Origin of the sequence: Bradyrhizobium genosp. P (assembly GCF_049949265.1) — a bacterium.
Taxonomy (GTDB): Bacteria; Pseudomonadota; Alphaproteobacteria; order Rhizobiales; family Xanthobacteraceae; genus Bradyrhizobium.
Window position 1 is genome coordinate 8,290,480 of sequence record NZ_CP188195.1, and the last position, 14,865, is coordinate 8,305,344.

A 14,865-nucleotide genomic window follows, 5' to 3' on the forward strand; every position below is an offset into this window, starting at 1 on the left:
AATGGCGCTCGTCGGGTCGCGAACGCTTTCACTTCAAAAGCTGAGCGACATTGTCCTTGGTGACGCGATCAAGGCCCGTGTAGATGATCTCGGGCACCTTCTGGCCCTTCTTGATCGCCAGCAGAATGTCCATGGCCTTCTCACCCATCTCGAACGGCCGTTGGCCGGTAAGCGCGTTGGAATACCCATCGCGCAGCAGTTCGAGCTGCATCTTGAGTGTATCGGCCACGACAAGCGTGAACTTGCCGGCGTCGATATCCTTCTTATTGTAGTTGACGAAGGCCTTGTAGCCCTCGGGCGCGAACATCGGCCAGCCGCCTACCGGCACGATGGCCGCTAGATCCGGCGTCGCAGTGCGCAGGTCGGTCATCTGTTGAACCGCGAGCGCGGGGTCGTCATTGCAGAAGGTCGGCGAGCCGGCAACTTCGACCCATTTCGAACCCTTGAGCGCTTCGCGGACGCCATCGACGCGTTCGGCAAGATTCTTGGCGCCCGGTCCGCCGGAGACGATGGCGTACTTGCCGCCATCAGGCCGAAGTTGTAGCAGCTGCTTACCCAGTGCGACGCCGAAGTCTTTGTTGTTTGTACCAATGTAGGCCACGCGCTTGGAGCCCGGCGCATCCGAGTCGAAGGTCACGACCGGGATGCCGGCCGCGGCGGCGGCGTCGATAGACTTGGTCATCGCCGCGACGTCGGCGACCGAGATCGCAAGACCATCCACCTTCTGCGTGACGAAGTCCTGGATGATCTGGGCTTGGGTCGCCGGCTCGTGCTCGACCGGGCCCTTGTAGATGCATTCGACGTTGCCGAGTTCCTTGGCGCGTTTCATGCAGCCGTCTCGCGCCCCGTCGAAGAACGGGTTGTTCATCGCCTTCGGCACGATCACGAAGCGGTAGGTCTCGGCGAGAGCCGGTGTCGCGATCATTGCGGCGGCTATGCCGGCAAGCAGAAGCTTTCTCATTGGTCTCCTCCCACGGTTGTTATGCCTATCCTCGAAATTTTCTGTTCCGACACATTCGTTGTCCTCCCGGCCTGCATCTTCAAATCATGCGCGAGCGGACACGGTCGACCAGCACAGCCAGAATGATGATCACGCCCACCAAGGTCTGCTGCCAATAGGAATTGACCTGCGCGAGCACGAGCCCGTTGCGGATGACCTCAAGCAGCACGCAGCCGACGATGGCGCCGAGCGGTCCACCGATGCCGCCCGCAAGATTGGCGCCGCCGATAACCGCCGCGGCGATCACATTGAGCTCATAGGACGTCGCCATGTTCGCCGGCGCCGAACCGAGCCAACCGCAGACGATGATTCCTTGCAGTCCCGCGGCGAGCGCGCAGATCGCATAGACTTCCACCTTTATCCGCACCACCGAAACGCCGGTCAATTCGGCGGCTTTCTCATTGCCGCCTAGCGCAAAGACGTGACGACCGAACGCCGTGTGGTGCAATACAACCGCCATCAGCAAGGCGAGGATCACGAGATAGATAAAAGGTGCGGGCACTCCAGACACGTTGCCCGACGTGAGCGCGTAGAAATAGTCGGCGTCCGGCCCGCCCGGGGAGGCGCCCCTGCCGTTGGACACGACATAACCGAGACCGCGCACGATCGAGAGCATGCCGAGGGTAGTCACGAAGGGTGACAGCCCAAGCACTGCGATGCAGAAGCCATTGACGAGGCCAACGATCAGCGCGGTCCCAAGTCCCGCGAGGACCGAAATGAGCAGGATCAGGCCGGGTATGTTGGCAAGCACGGTCTTGCCGTCGGCAGCCATGTGGACGAACAGCGATGCACCGGGCATGCCCGGCGTCGACAGACCCGTCATGACCATCGATGTGACCATGGCGGAAAAGCACATCATCGAGCCGACCGAGAGATCGATGCCGCCAGTGATAATCACGAAGGTGACGCCAAGGGTGGCGATTGCGATAAAGGAAAAATTCTTCGCCACGTTCTGGATGTTGCCCTCGGTGAAGAAGTAGGGGCTCGCGAAGTGCATCACCACGATGAGAACCAGCAATGCCAGTGCAACGTAGCCGGTCTGCGAGGCAAAAAGGCCGCGTTGCCACCATCGAACCTGGCCGACATTGGCAAAGGAGATCGGAGATTCCATGGGCAGGGCCATCACGCCGCCTCCTTTGCGCCGGTGATGAGGGCCGTCACTTCCTCAGGGCTGGTCTCGCGGATCGGCTTGTCGGCCGTTTTCTCACCCCGACGCATCACGATGACGCGATCGCAGACCGCGAAGACATCCGGCATGCGGTGGGAGATCAGCATGATCGCAACGCCCTGTTCTTTCAGGCGGTGGATCAGGCTCAGAACCTGTTCGACCTGCCGAACCGAGATCGCGGCGGTGGGCTCATCCATCATCACAAGCTTGGCGTTGGAAAGCCGCGTCCGCGCGATGGCGACCGCCTGGCGTTGACCACCCGACATCTGCTTGACGAGATGGTGCGGCCGGGTCTCGGAACGCAACTCGCCAAAAAGCTCCAGCGCGCGCGCCGCCATCGCCTTATGGTCAAGCAGGGCGATGGGGCCAAACTTGCGCTTGAGTTCTCGTCCGAGGAACACATTTGCTGCTGCCGTCAGATTGTCGGCGAGCGCAAGATCCTGGTAGACGACCTCGATGCCCACGGCACGTGCATCAACGGGGCGATGGAAATGAACAGCCTTGCTTTCGAAGCGAATCTCTCCTGAGCTCGGTGCGAAGTTGCCGGCGATGATTTTCACGAGTGTCGACTTTCCCGCGCCATTGTCGCCCATGAGACCGACGACCTCTCCAGCTAAAACCTGCATGTCGACGCCATGCAGCGCGCGGATCGCCCCGAATTGCTTACCGATTCCTGTCAATTCCAGAACCGGTTGGCCGGCCTGAGACATCTCCATCATGACAATCCCCCTACTCATTCGACGTCCGTCCGATATCGAGTTCAGGGCCATGTCTCGACCCATGGCAAGCGAGGTGATCCATGGGGCCACTTGCTGAGACGGGAGCGCATAGCTTTACAGCCGCTCACGATGACCGCTAATCCTTCGCCGCCATCGGGCCGGATAGAGAACTTTCACCTCCTGGCCTCGTCCCTATTCGGCATTCCGCACGATGCTCCGGCCGCCGTACCTGGCCGGTCCGCGGCGATCATGGACCGCACGGATGGCGCTCTTGGCGAGACCCCTTCACCGTCGAGGCGGCTGTCCAGCAGAACGCACATGTTGCGTGCGCTCTGAAGGAACCGCCACCTTTCACGTTAGAGCCGTTCAACGTCTTGACCCGGACAGGCTACCGCCGCATCAGAAGTGGACCGTGGTGCGCGTGCCAAAAACCCAGGCGTTGTCGGTCTTGTAGCCGCCGGCATTATACCCGCGCCCGCCAGGATTGATCACATACTGGGCGTCGAACTTGAGGTTCATCCAGCCGGTTGCCTGCCATCCGTACCAAGCTTCGATCGGAACTTCGTTACCGCCTGCGTTCGGGCTCAGCGCGGCCGAATTTACGTGGGTCGTACCCACCGCGAAGCCGACTTCATCCTGGGGTCGCCAGGAGAACGTTCCGGTGTGCCTGACGCCCCAGGCGACCTGGTAGTCCTGGTACGACGTCCGGTGATCGGCAACGGTCGTATTGAGGAAGGTATACCAACCCTGCGGGCCGGGACCGTCAATGGTCAACCGCTGCAGGATCGACTCATAAACGCCGTAGCGGCCTCTTTGATCTCCCAGAGTCTGGTCCGGGATACCCCCGACGCCCGGGATGGTCGTGATGATACCCGGGAGGCCACCATCAATCGTCGACGCATTGTCGTACCAGCCGCCCAATCTCCAGGTGCCGTTCAGGCGACCGCCCGGCCCCAAGGCCGACCCCCAGACCAACTCCACCGGCACCAGCACACCGGAGGCGGGGTTCGAGCCAGGGATGCCCGGCAAGTAGTAAGTGCTGGAGTCTGACGTCGTCAGATAACTCGGATTGGCGTCGTAGACGCCGACCGAAAGCTGGACTTCCTTGGTTATGTTGTAGTGGGCGACACCGCCCCATTGGCTCACCGGCCAGTTGTAGATGTAGCCACCCAGGATGTTGCCGGGCTGGCCGCCGCAGAAGGTCAGGTTGATGAACTCGCACAGGCCGAAGAAGAAATCGGAGCCCACCGGAAGACGGCCGCCCTTGAGTTCAAGGCGATCATCGAAAAGCTTCTGCGAATAGTAGAGTTCGGTCAGTCGCAGAATATTTCCGCGGCCGAAGACTTCGTTGGTCAGTTGCAGCGCCGGAATGCCCGCCTCGGAATTCAGATTGTCTCCGAAGCGGTCGACCAGCGTGAGGCCGACCGTACCGCCCTGGATGCCGGCAAGCTTCGCCATATCGAACTTGGCCTGAAAAAACAGCTGACCAGAGTTGACCGCAGTGTTCTTGGCCCCGCCCGTGACGTTGCCGACGGCTTCGTCACCCAGCGTCAGGGCCAGAGAGATGCCCATCTCCTTCAGCTTCGTCCTGCCGAGATCGCCGAACAGATACGGTCGTGTCCAGAAATCATCAGTCTCGGCATAAGGAACAGGCGGAGCTTTCGTCAAAAGATCGGCCGCATGCGCTCCACCGCTCACCAGAGATGACAGAGCAATCCCCACACCACACGCACGTGCGGCCTTTACAGACCTATGCAACATTTTTTCGCCCTCCCAGAGTCACCGGCTTTGTCTTTTCTGTCTCGCGTCCAGGCCCAAAGCCCCCAGCCTGGAACGCGCCCTCTCCCCAACACACACCGGCCGAAAAAAACCGGCCGCATATGAACTATTTCCCTTGGCGGCATCGTCATTGGCGAACACCGCACAGCCGAAAGCCTCCTTGCAGGCGTTGTCCCCATTCAAGCCGTTCCGCACACCCTGGCAGTGGTTTTCCCTTGTTGGGCTGTCATGCCTGATCACCCGTTCGCGCTGGCACCGCAGCGGCACCGCGCAGTGATGCGCCCTGCTTTCCTTGCACAAGTGTCGATCGCGGCGCCGTAGGGGCCATGCCGGCCAGCGCAACCTTGCGCCGCCGACGGGCCTGCAATTGCTGATCCGCGAGCACGCCGAGCAGGATCACCGTCCCCATCACGGCGAAGTTCAGGGAATTCGGGATGCCAAGAATGTTCACTAGGTTCTGCAGCACCTGCAGCAGCGCCGTCCCCAGCACGATCCCGAGGATAGAGCCCTCGCCGCCGCGCAGGCTGCAGCCACCGAGCACGGCGGCCGCGATCGCATAGAGTTCGTAGAAATTACCGAACGAACTCGGAGAGACCGAGTTGGTGTAGAACACGAATAACACCGTCGAAACCCCGGCGAGCCCGCCGCTGATAATATAGGCGGTTGCGATCACGAAATTTGTGCTGATGCCGGAGAAGCGCGCCGCTTCCTCGTTCTTGCCCACCGCATAGAGCCAGCGCCCGTAGACCGAGCGATGCAGCAGCACGCCGAGGATCAGCGCCAGGATGATCAGGAAGATGAAGGTGTTCGGAATCCCCGCGACATTGCCGGAGGCGATGTTGCCCAAGGTGGCAGCCTCGTCCCCATAGCCGAAGCCGCGCGTCGAATCGCTGGTGTAATAGCGGGCGGCGCCGCGATAGATCAGTAGCCCGCACAAGGTCACGATGAACGGCTGCATCTTCAGCCGCGTGATCAGGAAACCCTGGATCGCTCCCAGTCCCAGCCCGCCCAGCAGCACCAGCAAGAGCGCGAGCGGCCAGGCGATCTGATAGGTCGTCAGCAGATCGATGAAGACGACGCCAAGCAGCGCGAACATCGAGCCGAGCGAGAGATCGATGCCTCCGGTAATGATCACGAGCCCTTCGCCCAGCGCGAACACACCGAACAGGCCGATCAGGTTGGCCATGTTCAGCAGGTTCACCACCGAGAGGAAGGCCGGATTGATCGCGCCCGTGATGGCTGAGATCACGACCAGCAGCACGAGGAGCCCGACTTCCTTCTTCATCATGACGCGACCGCTCTCATGGTTTCCAGAGCCTGGCCCATCGCTAGCCGCAGCACGTTGTATTCGCTGAACTGCTCGCGCTCCAGCACGCCGCTAATGCTGCCTTCATGCATTACGGCCACCCGGTCGGAGACGCCGATGACCTCCTCCATGTCGGAGGAGATCATCACGATCGCGACGCCCTGGTCGGCGAGCTGGCGCATCAGCGCGTAAATCTCGCTCTTGGCGCCGACATCGATGCCGCGAGTCGGCTCGTCGAAGAACATCACGCGCGGCTGCATGGAGAGCCACTTGCCCAGCACCACCTTTTGCTGGTTGCCGCCGGAGAGCGTTACGGCCTCCATGTCGATGTTCGGCGCCTTTATGGACAGGCTCCTTGCCTGGTCTTTCGCGACCTTGCGCTCGGCCGTGCCGTTGACCAGCCACATCCGTGCATAGGTCAGCAGGCTCGCGAGCGTGACGTTCTCCCGGATCGGCAATTCCAGCACCAGTCCGGATTTCTTGCGATCCTCCGGCACCAGATAGATCCCTTGCCTGATCGCGTCCCGCGGCGACGCGATGTCGACCGGCATGCTATCGATCCTGATCTCGCCGCCCAGCGGCGGGTCGACGCCGAAGGCCGCGCGGGCGAACGAGGTGCGGCCGGCGCCGACCAGCCCGGCCAAACCGAGGATCTCGCCACGTCGCACCGAAAGATCGATCTGCCGGTCGGGGAAGGCGGAGGTCACGAGGCCAGCGATATCGCAGCCGCCCGGCTGCGGCGGCTGCTTCGGCGGCGTGTACAGCGCCTTCAGGTCGCGGCCGATCATCAGTCGGATCATCGCGGCATGGCTTAGCTCGTCCCGCGCCAGCTCTCCCACCGTGCGCCCGTCGCGCAGCACCACGACGCGGTCAGCGCAGGTCATGATCTCGCCGAGCCGGTGAGAGATATAGATCACCGAGATGCCGTGCGCCTTCAGGTCGGCGATCACCTCCAGCAGCCGTTCCGTCTCCGAAATCGTCAGGCTGGAGGTCGGCTCGTCCATGATGATCACGCGGGCGTCAATCGAGAGCGCCTTGGCGATCTCCACCATCTGACGCTCCGCAATCGATAGGTTCTCGACCATCGTGTCCGGCGTGAAATCGGCGCCCAGCCGCTCCAGCAGCGGCGTCACGCGCGCGCGCATCTCGGCGTTGTTGACCAGCTTCAGCGGGCCGCCGGTGCGTTTCTCGCGCCCGATGAACACGTTGGCCGCAACATCCAGATTCTCGAACAGGTTCAGCTCCTGGTGTACGAAGGCGATGCCGGCCCGCGTCGCCTCGTTCACCGTGATCCGGGCATGGTCGTTGCCGCCGATGCGGATCGCGCCTTCGCTCGGCGCAATCACGCCGCCCAGCACGCGCATCAGCGTCGATTTGCCGGCACCATTCTCGCCGATCAGGCCCAACACCTCGCCGCGGTAAACGCGCAGGTTGACATCGTCGAGGGCTCTGACACCGGGATAGGTTTTGCTGATCCCGGCAAGTTCGAGCAGCGTTTCCGCCATTGCGTCCCCCCATTCACCGCCCGGTCGCCTTTGGCAGCCGGGCGATGAAGACACTGAAGTCACTTCTTCAGCAGGTCTTTCATCTGTGCGGTGAACTCCGCGACGTTGGACTTGCTGATCACCTTGGTCGGCACGATCAGCTTGCCGTCCGCCGGAATCCAGGACTTGTCACCATTCAGCGTCTTGATGATGTTGGTGGCGGAGAGATAGCCGAACTCGAACGGCTGCTGCACGACCGTGGATTCGATCGTGCCATCGGAAACGCCGCGCAGCGTTCGCTGGTCCTCGTCGAAGCCGACGATCTTGACCTTGCCGGCCTTGTTCGCCGACTTCACCGCGTCATAGATCAGCGGCGTCTCGTAGCTCCATAGGCCCGACATCAGCGCAATGTCGGGATATTTGACGAGCACGTTCTCCATGTTCGCCTTGGCCTTGGCGTAGTCCACCTGGTCGGTGAATACGTCGACCAACTCGACCTTGGTGCCGGAGATCGCTTCCTTGATGCCTTGGACCCGCTCGCGGGCGTTGTCAGCGTCCATCGTGCCGACAAACAGCGCGATCTTGCCGCCGTTCGGCAGGGCCTTCTTCATCTCTTCGCCCGCCTGCCGCCCGGCCGCGACGTTATCGGTGCCGATATAGGCGAGACGTTTGCTCTGCGGCGCGTCGCTATCCGTCGTGATCAACACGGTCTTGGCCGCAACCTTGTTGAGTTCTTCGGTCGCGTGCGGCGCATCATCTACAGAGATGGAGATGCCGACGACGCCGCGCACCAGCAGGTCGTCCAACTCGCGCCGCTGGCCCGCCGCGGTTGCTTCGTTGGTGACGATCAGCTCGATATTGTATTCCGGATGTTCTTTCTGCGCCTTCTCAAGCCCGCGGCCGGCGATGGTCCAGAAGTCGGCCGCGGCATTGGTCACCAGCGCGATGGTCTTTTTCTGCTGCGCCTGCGCCACCCCCGTGGCGATCATGAGCGCGGCCGCGCTCGCCAGCAACGGCACGACAAATCTCTTCATTGAGCCCTTCATGTGCACCTCCCTTTCGTCACCCCGGCATGAGGGGATTCACGCATGGCGCTTTCTGCGCCCTATTTTATTTACGCTGCGAACAAATTAGGTGGGTTCAAATCGCCAGTCAAGGATGTTTTCGCGTGTTACTTCAAGCTCGAATAGAGAATGTGGTACGATGTGGCAGCCGCGCACTCAACATCTCCCGTATTATGCCGGTGAGGCGCGCAGGCATTAAGTTCACCGAACGAATTAAAGACGTCGTCTACGTTGATTAACTTCACTGAGCAAACTAAAGAGTCCCCATGGACGAGCAGCCCGAGCCGACCAGACGCGCCTCGAGCGTGGCCCGCGGATCAAACCCCGGCCGCCTCGTCGAAGCCTTGCGGCGTCAGGGACCATTGCCGCGCGTGGAGCTCGCACGGAGCACGGGACTAAGCTTCCCGGCCATTTCGGCCATTACGTCGAAACTGATGGCGGAAGACCTGCTGCGCGAGGCCGAGACCGAAACGGGCGCGGCGACGTCGTGGCCTGACGACACCGACGAGGAGGACGCGGACCAGCTGAATGGCCGTCGCCGTGGCCGGCCGGCGGTGCTGCTGACCTTGAATCCCGAATTCGGCCGCATCATTGCGGTCTCGCTGCGCATGAACCTGATCGAGACGCTGATCGCGGATTTCAGCGGTACGGGCCTGGCGCAATCACGCCTTGCACTCGCGACGCGCGCGCTCGATGCAGACGCGTTGTGCGATCTCGTAATCGCGCAGATCGATACGATGCTTGAGGCGACTGCCACGCCGCGCCACCGGCTGTTGGGAATCGGGATTGCCTTGCAGGGCATCGTGAACGCCGACACCGGTCGGCATCTCTGGAGTCCGGCGCTGTCGATCACCGACGTGGATCTGGCGAAGCCAGTCCGTCAGGCGTTCGGGGTCGAAGTCGTGATGACGAACGACGCTGTCGCGGTTGCGCTGGCCCTCGTGGCCGAGGAACCGGCACTGGCGCAAGGCCTCACGGCCACGATCATGGTCGGCCACGGCGTCGGCATGGGCGTCGTTGTCGACGGCGAAGCGCGCTGGGGCGCCGGCGCCGGCAGCGAGATCGGCCATGTCAAACTGGCGCTGAACGGTCCGCAATGCCGCTGCGGCCAGCGCGGCTGCATCGAGGCCTATCTCGCCGACTATGCGCTGTACCGCGACGCCCGCACCTTTCTCGACCTGCCGCCTGCGGTGTCGCAGCAGCCCTCCGAGGCCCAGATGGCGCTGTTGCGCGAGCGAGCGCTGGGAGGCGATCCCCGTCTCGCGCAGTTATTCCGGATAGCCGGCCGCGCGCTTGCAGAGGCGGTCGCCGCAACGATTTCAGTGCTGCGCCCGCATCATCTCATCCTGGCAGGCCCGGGCCTGCTGTCATTCGACATGATGCGCGCCGGCTATGAGGAGCGGCTTGAGCACGCAGTGTTGCCGTGGCTGCTCAAATCCACAACGATCTATGTGCGTCCGAGCGAGGCGGCCACCATTGTCGACGGCATGGTGCGGCGGACGCTGCGGGTCGTGGACCGCAACCACATGGAAACGACCGAGTGAATCCCCTGCGGCGTCTTGCTTGAGCCGCAGCAACGCAACCGACGCCCTTCAGGCGCCAAAATCGAGAGGATGCCAATGCAGGGCGCGATCTATCCAAGCCTCAACGACCGGACCGTACTGGTGACCGGCGGCGGTTCGGGCATCGGCGAGGCCATCGTCCGCCAGTTCGTCAGCCAGGGCTCGCGGGTCGGATTCATCGACGTCGATGAAAAGGCCTCAAACCAGATGCTGTCCAGCCTGCCCGCAAATGCCAGCGTGCATTTCGAGCACGCCGATCTGCGCGACATCGGTGCGCTACGACGCGCCGTCGCCGGCATCCGCGAGGCGCTCGGGCCGATCACCATCCTGGTCAACAACGCCGCCCGCGACGACCGTCACGCGATCGAGGACGTGACACCGGAATTCTGGGACGAGCGGATGGCCGTCAACCTGAAGCATCAGTTCTTTGCCGCCCAGGCGGTCGCGCCTGACATGATCAAGGCCGGCGGCGGTGCGATCGTCAACATGGGCTCGGTGAGCTGGGTGATCGGCCAGGGCAACATGCCCTGCTACACCACCGCCAAATCAGCGGTTCAGGGCCTCACCCGTGCGCTCGCCCGCGATCTTGGGCCGAACAACGTGCGGGTCAATTCCATCCTGCCCGGATGGATTATGACCCAGCGGCAGCAAGATCGATGGTTGACGCCCGAAGGTGAGGCCGAGCTCATGCAGCGCCAGTGCCTCAAGCGCAAGCTGGTGCCGGACGACATCGCCCGCGTCGTCCTCTTCTTCGCCGCCGACGACAGCGGCGCTTGCACCAACCAGAACTACATCGCCGACGGCGGCTGGGTCTGACCACAGCCGATGTCGGTCATGGAGCGGCGGCTATTGTCCCGAAACCGGACCGACCGGAGGAAAGCCGAGCGCGTGTGCGCCGGCTCGTGCGTAGAACCTTCCTGGCCGAAGACGTGTTGCCTGGCGGCAAAATATCGAAAACAACCCCATGCAAAGGTGCGGGCGGCCCGCCGGCACCCGGAAAAGCAACTTGACACGTCGGGCAAATCAGTGGCATTTTTCCATTATTCCGAAATCCTGCAGACGTCCGCCGCCCGGCGATAGCGGCGCATCCGTCGCGATTGCGGCCGACAATTCTCACCCCACTCATGACATTGCAACGGCTCGCCGCGGCGAACGATCGCCTGCGCAGGGCGTAACCGCGCGCTTGCCGCGCACATGCCAAGGAATTCTCGACATGAGCAAAGCTCCCGACCTCCTGATGCCAACGGCGATCACCGCAACCGATGAAGCCAAGACTGCTGAAGCCAAGGCTGCCGTAAACCCGAAGGCTGCTGCAACCCCGCAGATCAGGCTCTCGCCGCGTGGATTCTCCATCGACCACCCTGACCCGAAACTCGGCGAACAGCTGATGGCTGATACACTGGGGGCCGCCGACCGCGACGCGATGGAGGGCATCCTCCGGCAATTGGTCAAGGCCAGCGTGAACGGCGGCAAGGCCTGCGAGGTCAACCTCGCTTTCATGATTTCGATGGTGAAGAGCATTCGCCCAAGGGATTCCGTCGAGGCCATGCTGGTGGCGCAGATGGTTTCGGTTCATGTGATGGCGATGCGATGTGCCCATCACCTCGCGACCGCGGACGACCTCGCCCAGCACGACAGCGCCGCGCGCGCGTTAGGCAGGCTCACCCGCACCTTTCCCGCCCAGATCGAGGCGCTGAACCGCCACCGCAGCCACGGCGAACCCGCCATCACCGTGCAGAACGTGAGGGTGGAGGACGGCGGCAAGGCCATCGTCGGCAACGTCACCCAGCATGCGAGCGTGATCGTATCGGACAAGGAGCCGGCATCCGGGGCGCGGGCGCCGAAGGCCGCGGGCGCCAGGCGACGGCACGATTCCGCTGATGCCAAGCGAGGCGCAGAGGCATGAGCGATCGCATCAAAAATACCGGCTCGATGCTCACGAGCCCGCGGTGTGGCGCCAAAACCCGCAGCAGCGGCGCGTGCCGCTCGCCGGCGGTGCGCGGCAAGACGCGCTGCCGCATGCACGGCGGCGCACAAGGATCCGGCGCGCCAAGGGAAAACCGGAACGCGCACAAGCACGGCCTGTTCACCAGGGATGCGATCGCTGAGCGACGGCAGATTCGGGTGTTGTTGGGAGAGGCGCGGAGGCTGCTGGAGGGAATCAAGTGATGAGTTGCGGCGACGGTGCAGTCCAGCGCTGTCACCTTAATTCCCTGTGGGGGAACAGCAAATCACTGAATCTTAACGTCTAAAAAGATTCCTGTACCTCTGTTGTCAAATATGACAACATCGCCCATATTCCTGATCTGGTCCGCCCTGTCTCCTGGCTGAAAGCCGCCCGAAAAGAGTTCGAGCAATTTCCCCGGGAGGTGCAGCGCGAAATGCTGACGGCACTGACCATTGCGGCGCGCGGCGGCAAGGCCGATACGGCCAAGCCATTCAAGGGCGTGGATGGCGGGGTGTTCGAGATCGCGCTCAGGCATCGGGGGGATGCCTTCCGCGCCATCTATGTCGTGCAGATCGGCGATGATGTCTGGGTGCTAGACGCCTTCCAGAGGAAATCCAAGAGCGGCATCAAAACGCCGCAGATGGACGTGGACCGGATCAAGGAGCGACTTAAGCGGCTGAAGGAGGCGTTGCGATGAGCAAGAATGATTTTGAGCTGGTACGCGGCAGCGGCAATGCGTTCCGCGACTTTGGACATCCCGACGCGGATATTCAGCAGGCCAAGGCCATTCTCGCAGCGCGGATCGTTGCTATCCTCGATGAAAAGGACATCAGCGTGCGCAAGGCGCACGAGCTGACCGGCTTCGCGGCGGCGGACTTCTCCCGCGTGCGCCAGGCCAAACTTGACCGCTTCACGCTCGAACGGCTGATTTCGATGCTGGTAAAGCTCAATGAGGATATCGAGGTCAGCATCGAGGTGAAACCGCGCCAGCACGGTCATTTCGTGCCGGTATAAGCGGGGAAGCTCTCAAGGGCGATGGCGGGCAAGCACTCGATCCGCATCAATGATCAATGGCGGATCGTGTTCCGGTGGACCGGCGCGGGTCCGGAAGACGTGGAGATCGTCGACTATCACTAGCCCATGTCGGCCGAATGCAGCTGCCGAATAGGAGATCGCAAATGGCAAAGAAGCTTCCGCCGGTTCATCCCGGCGAAATCCTGCGGGAGGAATTTCTCGTTCCGCTCAAGCTGACACCTTACGCGGTCGCAGCCGCGCTGAACGTGCTGCGCACCCGGATCGAGCGCATCGCCCGCGAAGAAAAGCCCGTTACGGCCGACACCGCGCTACGACCCGGCAAGTTTTTCAAGACCGGTGCTGCGTTCTGGATGAACATGCAGGCGCGCTTCGATCTCGAAACGGCCGAAGACGTGCTCGCGCCGCAGATCAAGAAGATTGCGTCTTACGAGGCGGTGTAACGACGTTACGGTGACAGTGCACTGGCCATTACGGTGACACTAAATCAACCAACGGGGAGTTTAGTGCACTGTCACCGTAATTCTTCAGCTTGTACGCCGTCGGAAACGTTCTGATCGCCATTTTGTCTGTCATCGGTCATCCTCGGGGACAACCTGTCACAGAAATTACCGTGTCTCACCTATGGGGTGCAGTCCAGCACTGTCACCGTAATTAATCTCACCATTACGGTGACAGTGCACTAAATCGACCAACGAGGGGTTAAGTGCACTGTCACCGTGATCGCTTCTTAGCCTTCACCATTCCAGATCGCGATGGAAATCGATCTACAAGGGTCCATCAACCGCAGACTTGAACGGGCTCCCGACGCCAGCCTTGCTTGGTGTGCACGCGTCGATGAACTACACGGCAACTGCCGTTGTCACTGTACGTATCGTTGTAGGCATATGGGTAATAGCCATACCCATACGGATAATCATAAGCATCGTCATATGGGAAGAAGCCGAATCCACGACCGCGGAAGCCACGACCGCGGAAGCCACGATCATGGAATCCATCGCCATGGAAACCGCCAGCTATCCCGGTATGGAAGCCGCCGCTTCGGCCACCGTGGAAACCGCCAGCAAGGCCGCCGCCGTGGAAACCTCCGCCGCCGAAACCGCCACCGCCAAAGCCACCGCCGTGGCCGCCGCCAAAGCCGCCACCTCCGTGGCCGCCACCACCCCCTCCTCCTCCTCCTCCGCCAAAGCCGCCACCTCCGTGGCCACCACCACCACCACCTCCTCCTCCTCCTCCTCCTCCACGTGCCAACGCCACTGTCGGCGCAGCCAGGCCAACGGACGCGACTGCCAATAACGCGATAATTGTCTTGCGCAACATAACCATTCTCCTTCAGCAAGATCGCTCTCAACGCGATGCTCTTCGCAGGTGGCGTTGGTCTTGAAGAAGCGCTACGAACCTTGACGAGCTCGTTACTGCCGTTGACGAGTCCGTCGCTCAACTCTGCGCGAGCCGTGCCTGGATAAATTCAAAGTCAGGAAATAAATTCAGAGTCAGGAAGGAGTGTGCGCGCGGATCATGCACGGCGCATTCGCACGACTCCACTGTTACAGACGCAACCTTATTTTGGACTCCCCTAACGAAAAGCTGCTGCGCGCAGCATACGGCTCTCCTCTGCATCCCGCCGTTCCATCTCGTGTCGCCCGCAACGGGAAAGGCGGCGCGCACATCACTCATAGTCAAACCGCATCACGCACGACTGATAGCGGCTTGTATCTGGCGCTACACAAAAGAGATGAGGGCTCCTAAGCCGGGCTCACCCTTCAACCCAGAGCCAAGGTCAAACATGCCAAATAGAGGTCA

15 protein-coding genes and 1 pseudogene are annotated in these 14,865 nt (G+C 61.9%); 9 read left to right on the forward strand and 7 right to left on the reverse strand.

The features are described 5' to 3' along the window. Nucleotides 1–28: 28 nt before the first annotated feature. The 7 genes from ACP2YO_RS39780 to ACP2YO_RS39810 all read right to left on the reverse strand — a co-directional run bounded on the left by ACP2YO_RS39780 (nucleotide 29) and on the right by ACP2YO_RS39810 (nucleotide 8,502). Nucleotides 29–961, reverse strand: a complete 933-nt coding sequence (locus ACP2YO_RS39780; RefSeq protein ID WP_426436657.1) for a sugar-binding protein — start codon at nucleotides 959–961, stop codon at nucleotides 29–31. A 79-nt stretch (nucleotides 962–1,040) separates the two neighbouring features. Beyond that, nucleotides 1,041–2,123: an ABC transporter permease gene (locus tag ACP2YO_RS39785; RefSeq protein ID WP_426436658.1), complete on the reverse strand. Its 1,083-nt coding sequence runs from the start codon at nucleotides 2,121–2,123 to the stop codon at nucleotides 1,041–1,043. Then, nucleotides 2,123–2,878 carry an ATP-binding cassette domain-containing protein gene (locus tag ACP2YO_RS39790; RefSeq protein ID WP_426443433.1) on the reverse strand — a complete coding sequence of 252 codons (756 nt, stop codon included), beginning with the start codon at nucleotides 2,876–2,878 and terminating at the stop codon, nucleotides 2,123–2,125. Before ACP2YO_RS39790 ends, ACP2YO_RS39785 begins: the two co-directional genes overlap by 1 nt. Nucleotides 2,879–3,286: 408 nt before the next feature. Beyond that, entirely contained in the window at nucleotides 3,287–4,648 is a 1,362-nt protein-coding gene (locus ACP2YO_RS39795) for a carbohydrate porin (RefSeq protein WP_426436659.1), read from the reverse strand. Between the two features lie 244 nt (nucleotides 4,649–4,892). After that, nucleotides 4,893–5,954, reverse strand: coding sequence for an ABC transporter permease (locus tag ACP2YO_RS39800; RefSeq protein ID WP_426436660.1), 1,062 nt, complete (start codon nucleotides 5,952–5,954; stop codon nucleotides 4,893–4,895). Beyond that, nucleotides 5,951–7,477: a sugar ABC transporter ATP-binding protein gene (locus ACP2YO_RS39805; protein ID WP_426436661.1), complete on the reverse strand. Its 1,527-nt coding sequence runs from the start codon at nucleotides 7,475–7,477 to the stop codon at nucleotides 5,951–5,953. Before ACP2YO_RS39805 ends, ACP2YO_RS39800 begins: the two co-directional genes overlap by 4 nt. Nucleotides 7,478–7,536: 59 nt before the next feature. After that, nucleotides 7,537–8,502 carry a sugar-binding protein gene (locus ACP2YO_RS39810; protein ID WP_426436662.1) on the reverse strand — a complete coding sequence of 322 codons (966 nt, stop codon included), beginning with the start codon at nucleotides 8,500–8,502 and terminating at the stop codon, nucleotides 7,537–7,539. 284 nt (nucleotides 8,503–8,786) lie between these two features. Between ACP2YO_RS39810 and ACP2YO_RS39815 the strand changes: the two genes are divergently transcribed. From ACP2YO_RS39815 to ACP2YO_RS39855, 9 genes and pseudogenes are all read left to right on the forward strand, one after another. Beyond that, nucleotides 8,787–10,064 carry an ROK family protein gene (locus ACP2YO_RS39815; protein WP_426436663.1) on the forward strand — a complete coding sequence of 426 codons (1,278 nt, stop codon included), beginning with the start codon at nucleotides 8,787–8,789 and terminating at the stop codon, nucleotides 10,062–10,064. Between the two features lie 75 nt (nucleotides 10,065–10,139). Continuing rightward, nucleotides 10,140–10,898, forward strand: a complete 759-nt coding sequence (locus ACP2YO_RS39820; protein WP_426436664.1) for an SDR family NAD(P)-dependent oxidoreductase — start codon at nucleotides 10,140–10,142, stop codon at nucleotides 10,896–10,898. Between the two features lie 397 nt (nucleotides 10,899–11,295). Then, on the forward strand, nucleotides 11,296–11,988 hold the full coding sequence (locus tag ACP2YO_RS39825) for a hypothetical protein (protein WP_426436665.1): 693 nt from the start codon (nucleotides 11,296–11,298) through the stop codon (nucleotides 11,986–11,988). After that, nucleotides 11,985–12,251, forward strand: coding sequence for an HGGxSTG domain-containing protein (locus ACP2YO_RS39830; RefSeq protein ID WP_426436666.1), 267 nt, complete (start codon nucleotides 11,985–11,987; stop codon nucleotides 12,249–12,251). The genes ACP2YO_RS39825 and ACP2YO_RS39830 overlap by 4 nt, the downstream gene beginning before the upstream one ends. Before the next feature lie 212 nt (nucleotides 12,252–12,463). Beyond that, on the forward strand, nucleotides 12,464–12,727 hold the full coding sequence (locus tag ACP2YO_RS39835) for a type II toxin-antitoxin system RelE/ParE family toxin (protein ID WP_426436667.1): 264 nt from the start codon (nucleotides 12,464–12,466) through the stop codon (nucleotides 12,725–12,727). Continuing rightward, the gene (locus tag ACP2YO_RS39840; protein WP_426436668.1) at nucleotides 12,724–13,044 is read left to right on the forward strand and encodes a helix-turn-helix domain-containing protein; all 321 of its coding nucleotides are present in this window, start codon (nucleotides 12,724–12,726) and stop codon (nucleotides 13,042–13,044) included. Before ACP2YO_RS39835 ends, ACP2YO_RS39840 begins: the two co-directional genes overlap by 4 nt. A gap of 24 nt (nucleotides 13,045–13,068) precedes the next feature. Further along, a pseudogene (locus ACP2YO_RS39845) lies at nucleotides 13,069–13,167 on the forward strand (type II toxin-antitoxin system RelE/ParE family toxin); the annotation flags it as partial. Nucleotides 13,168–13,208: 41 nt separating this feature from the next. Further along, nucleotides 13,209–13,505, forward strand: a complete 297-nt coding sequence (locus tag ACP2YO_RS39850) for a HigA family addiction module antitoxin (protein ID WP_426436669.1) — start codon at nucleotides 13,209–13,211, stop codon at nucleotides 13,503–13,505. 544 nt (nucleotides 13,506–14,049) lie between these two features. After that, nucleotides 14,050–14,358 carry a hypothetical protein gene (locus ACP2YO_RS39855; protein ID WP_426436670.1) on the forward strand — a complete coding sequence of 103 codons (309 nt, stop codon included), beginning with the start codon at nucleotides 14,050–14,052 and terminating at the stop codon, nucleotides 14,356–14,358. The last annotated feature ends 507 nt before the right edge of the window (nucleotides 14,359–14,865 follow it).

What these genes read in the sequence shown, in the direction of transcription:
- ACP2YO_RS39780 (WP_426436657.1), bottom strand. Translation starts at nt 961, where the DNA reads ATGAGAAAGCTTCTGCTTGCCGGCATAGCCGCCGCAATGATCGCGACA.
- ACP2YO_RS39785 (WP_426436658.1), bottom strand. Translation starts at nt 2,123, where the DNA reads ATGGCCCTGCCCATGGAATCTCCGATCTCCTTTGCCAATGTCGGCCAG.
- ACP2YO_RS39790 (WP_426443433.1), bottom strand. Translation starts at nt 2,878, where the DNA reads ATGTCTCAGGCCGGCCAACCGGTTCTGGAATTGACAGGAATCGGTAAG.
- ACP2YO_RS39795 (WP_426436659.1), bottom strand. Translation starts at nt 4,648, where the DNA reads ATGTTGCATAGGTCTGTAAAGGCCGCACGTGCGTGTGGTGTGGGGATT.
- ACP2YO_RS39800 (WP_426436660.1), bottom strand. Translation starts at nt 5,954, where the DNA reads ATGATGAAGAAGGAAGTCGGGCTCCTCGTGCTGCTGGTCGTGATCTCA.
- ACP2YO_RS39805 (WP_426436661.1), bottom strand. Translation starts at nt 7,477, where the DNA reads ATGGCGGAAACGCTGCTCGAACTTGCCGGGATCAGCAAAACCTATCCC.
- ACP2YO_RS39810 (WP_426436662.1), bottom strand. Translation starts at nt 8,502, where the DNA reads ATGAAGGGCTCAATGAAGAGATTTGTCGTGCCGTTGCTGGCGAGCGCG.
- ACP2YO_RS39815 (WP_426436663.1), top strand. Translation starts at nt 8,787, where the DNA reads ATGGACGAGCAGCCCGAGCCGACCAGACGCGCCTCGAGCGTGGCCCGC.
- ACP2YO_RS39820 (WP_426436664.1), top strand. Translation starts at nt 10,140, where the DNA reads ATGCAGGGCGCGATCTATCCAAGCCTCAACGACCGGACCGTACTGGTG.
- ACP2YO_RS39825 (WP_426436665.1), top strand. Translation starts at nt 11,296, where the DNA reads ATGAGCAAAGCTCCCGACCTCCTGATGCCAACGGCGATCACCGCAACC.
- ACP2YO_RS39830 (WP_426436666.1), top strand. Translation starts at nt 11,985, where the DNA reads ATGAGCGATCGCATCAAAAATACCGGCTCGATGCTCACGAGCCCGCGG.
- ACP2YO_RS39835 (WP_426436667.1), top strand. Translation starts at nt 12,464, where the DNA reads ATGCTGACGGCACTGACCATTGCGGCGCGCGGCGGCAAGGCCGATACG.
- ACP2YO_RS39840 (WP_426436668.1), top strand. Translation starts at nt 12,724, where the DNA reads ATGAGCAAGAATGATTTTGAGCTGGTACGCGGCAGCGGCAATGCGTTC.
- ACP2YO_RS39850 (WP_426436669.1), top strand. Translation starts at nt 13,209, where the DNA reads ATGGCAAAGAAGCTTCCGCCGGTTCATCCCGGCGAAATCCTGCGGGAG.
- ACP2YO_RS39855 (WP_426436670.1), top strand. Translation starts at nt 14,050, where the DNA reads ATGGAATCCATCGCCATGGAAACCGCCAGCTATCCCGGTATGGAAGCC.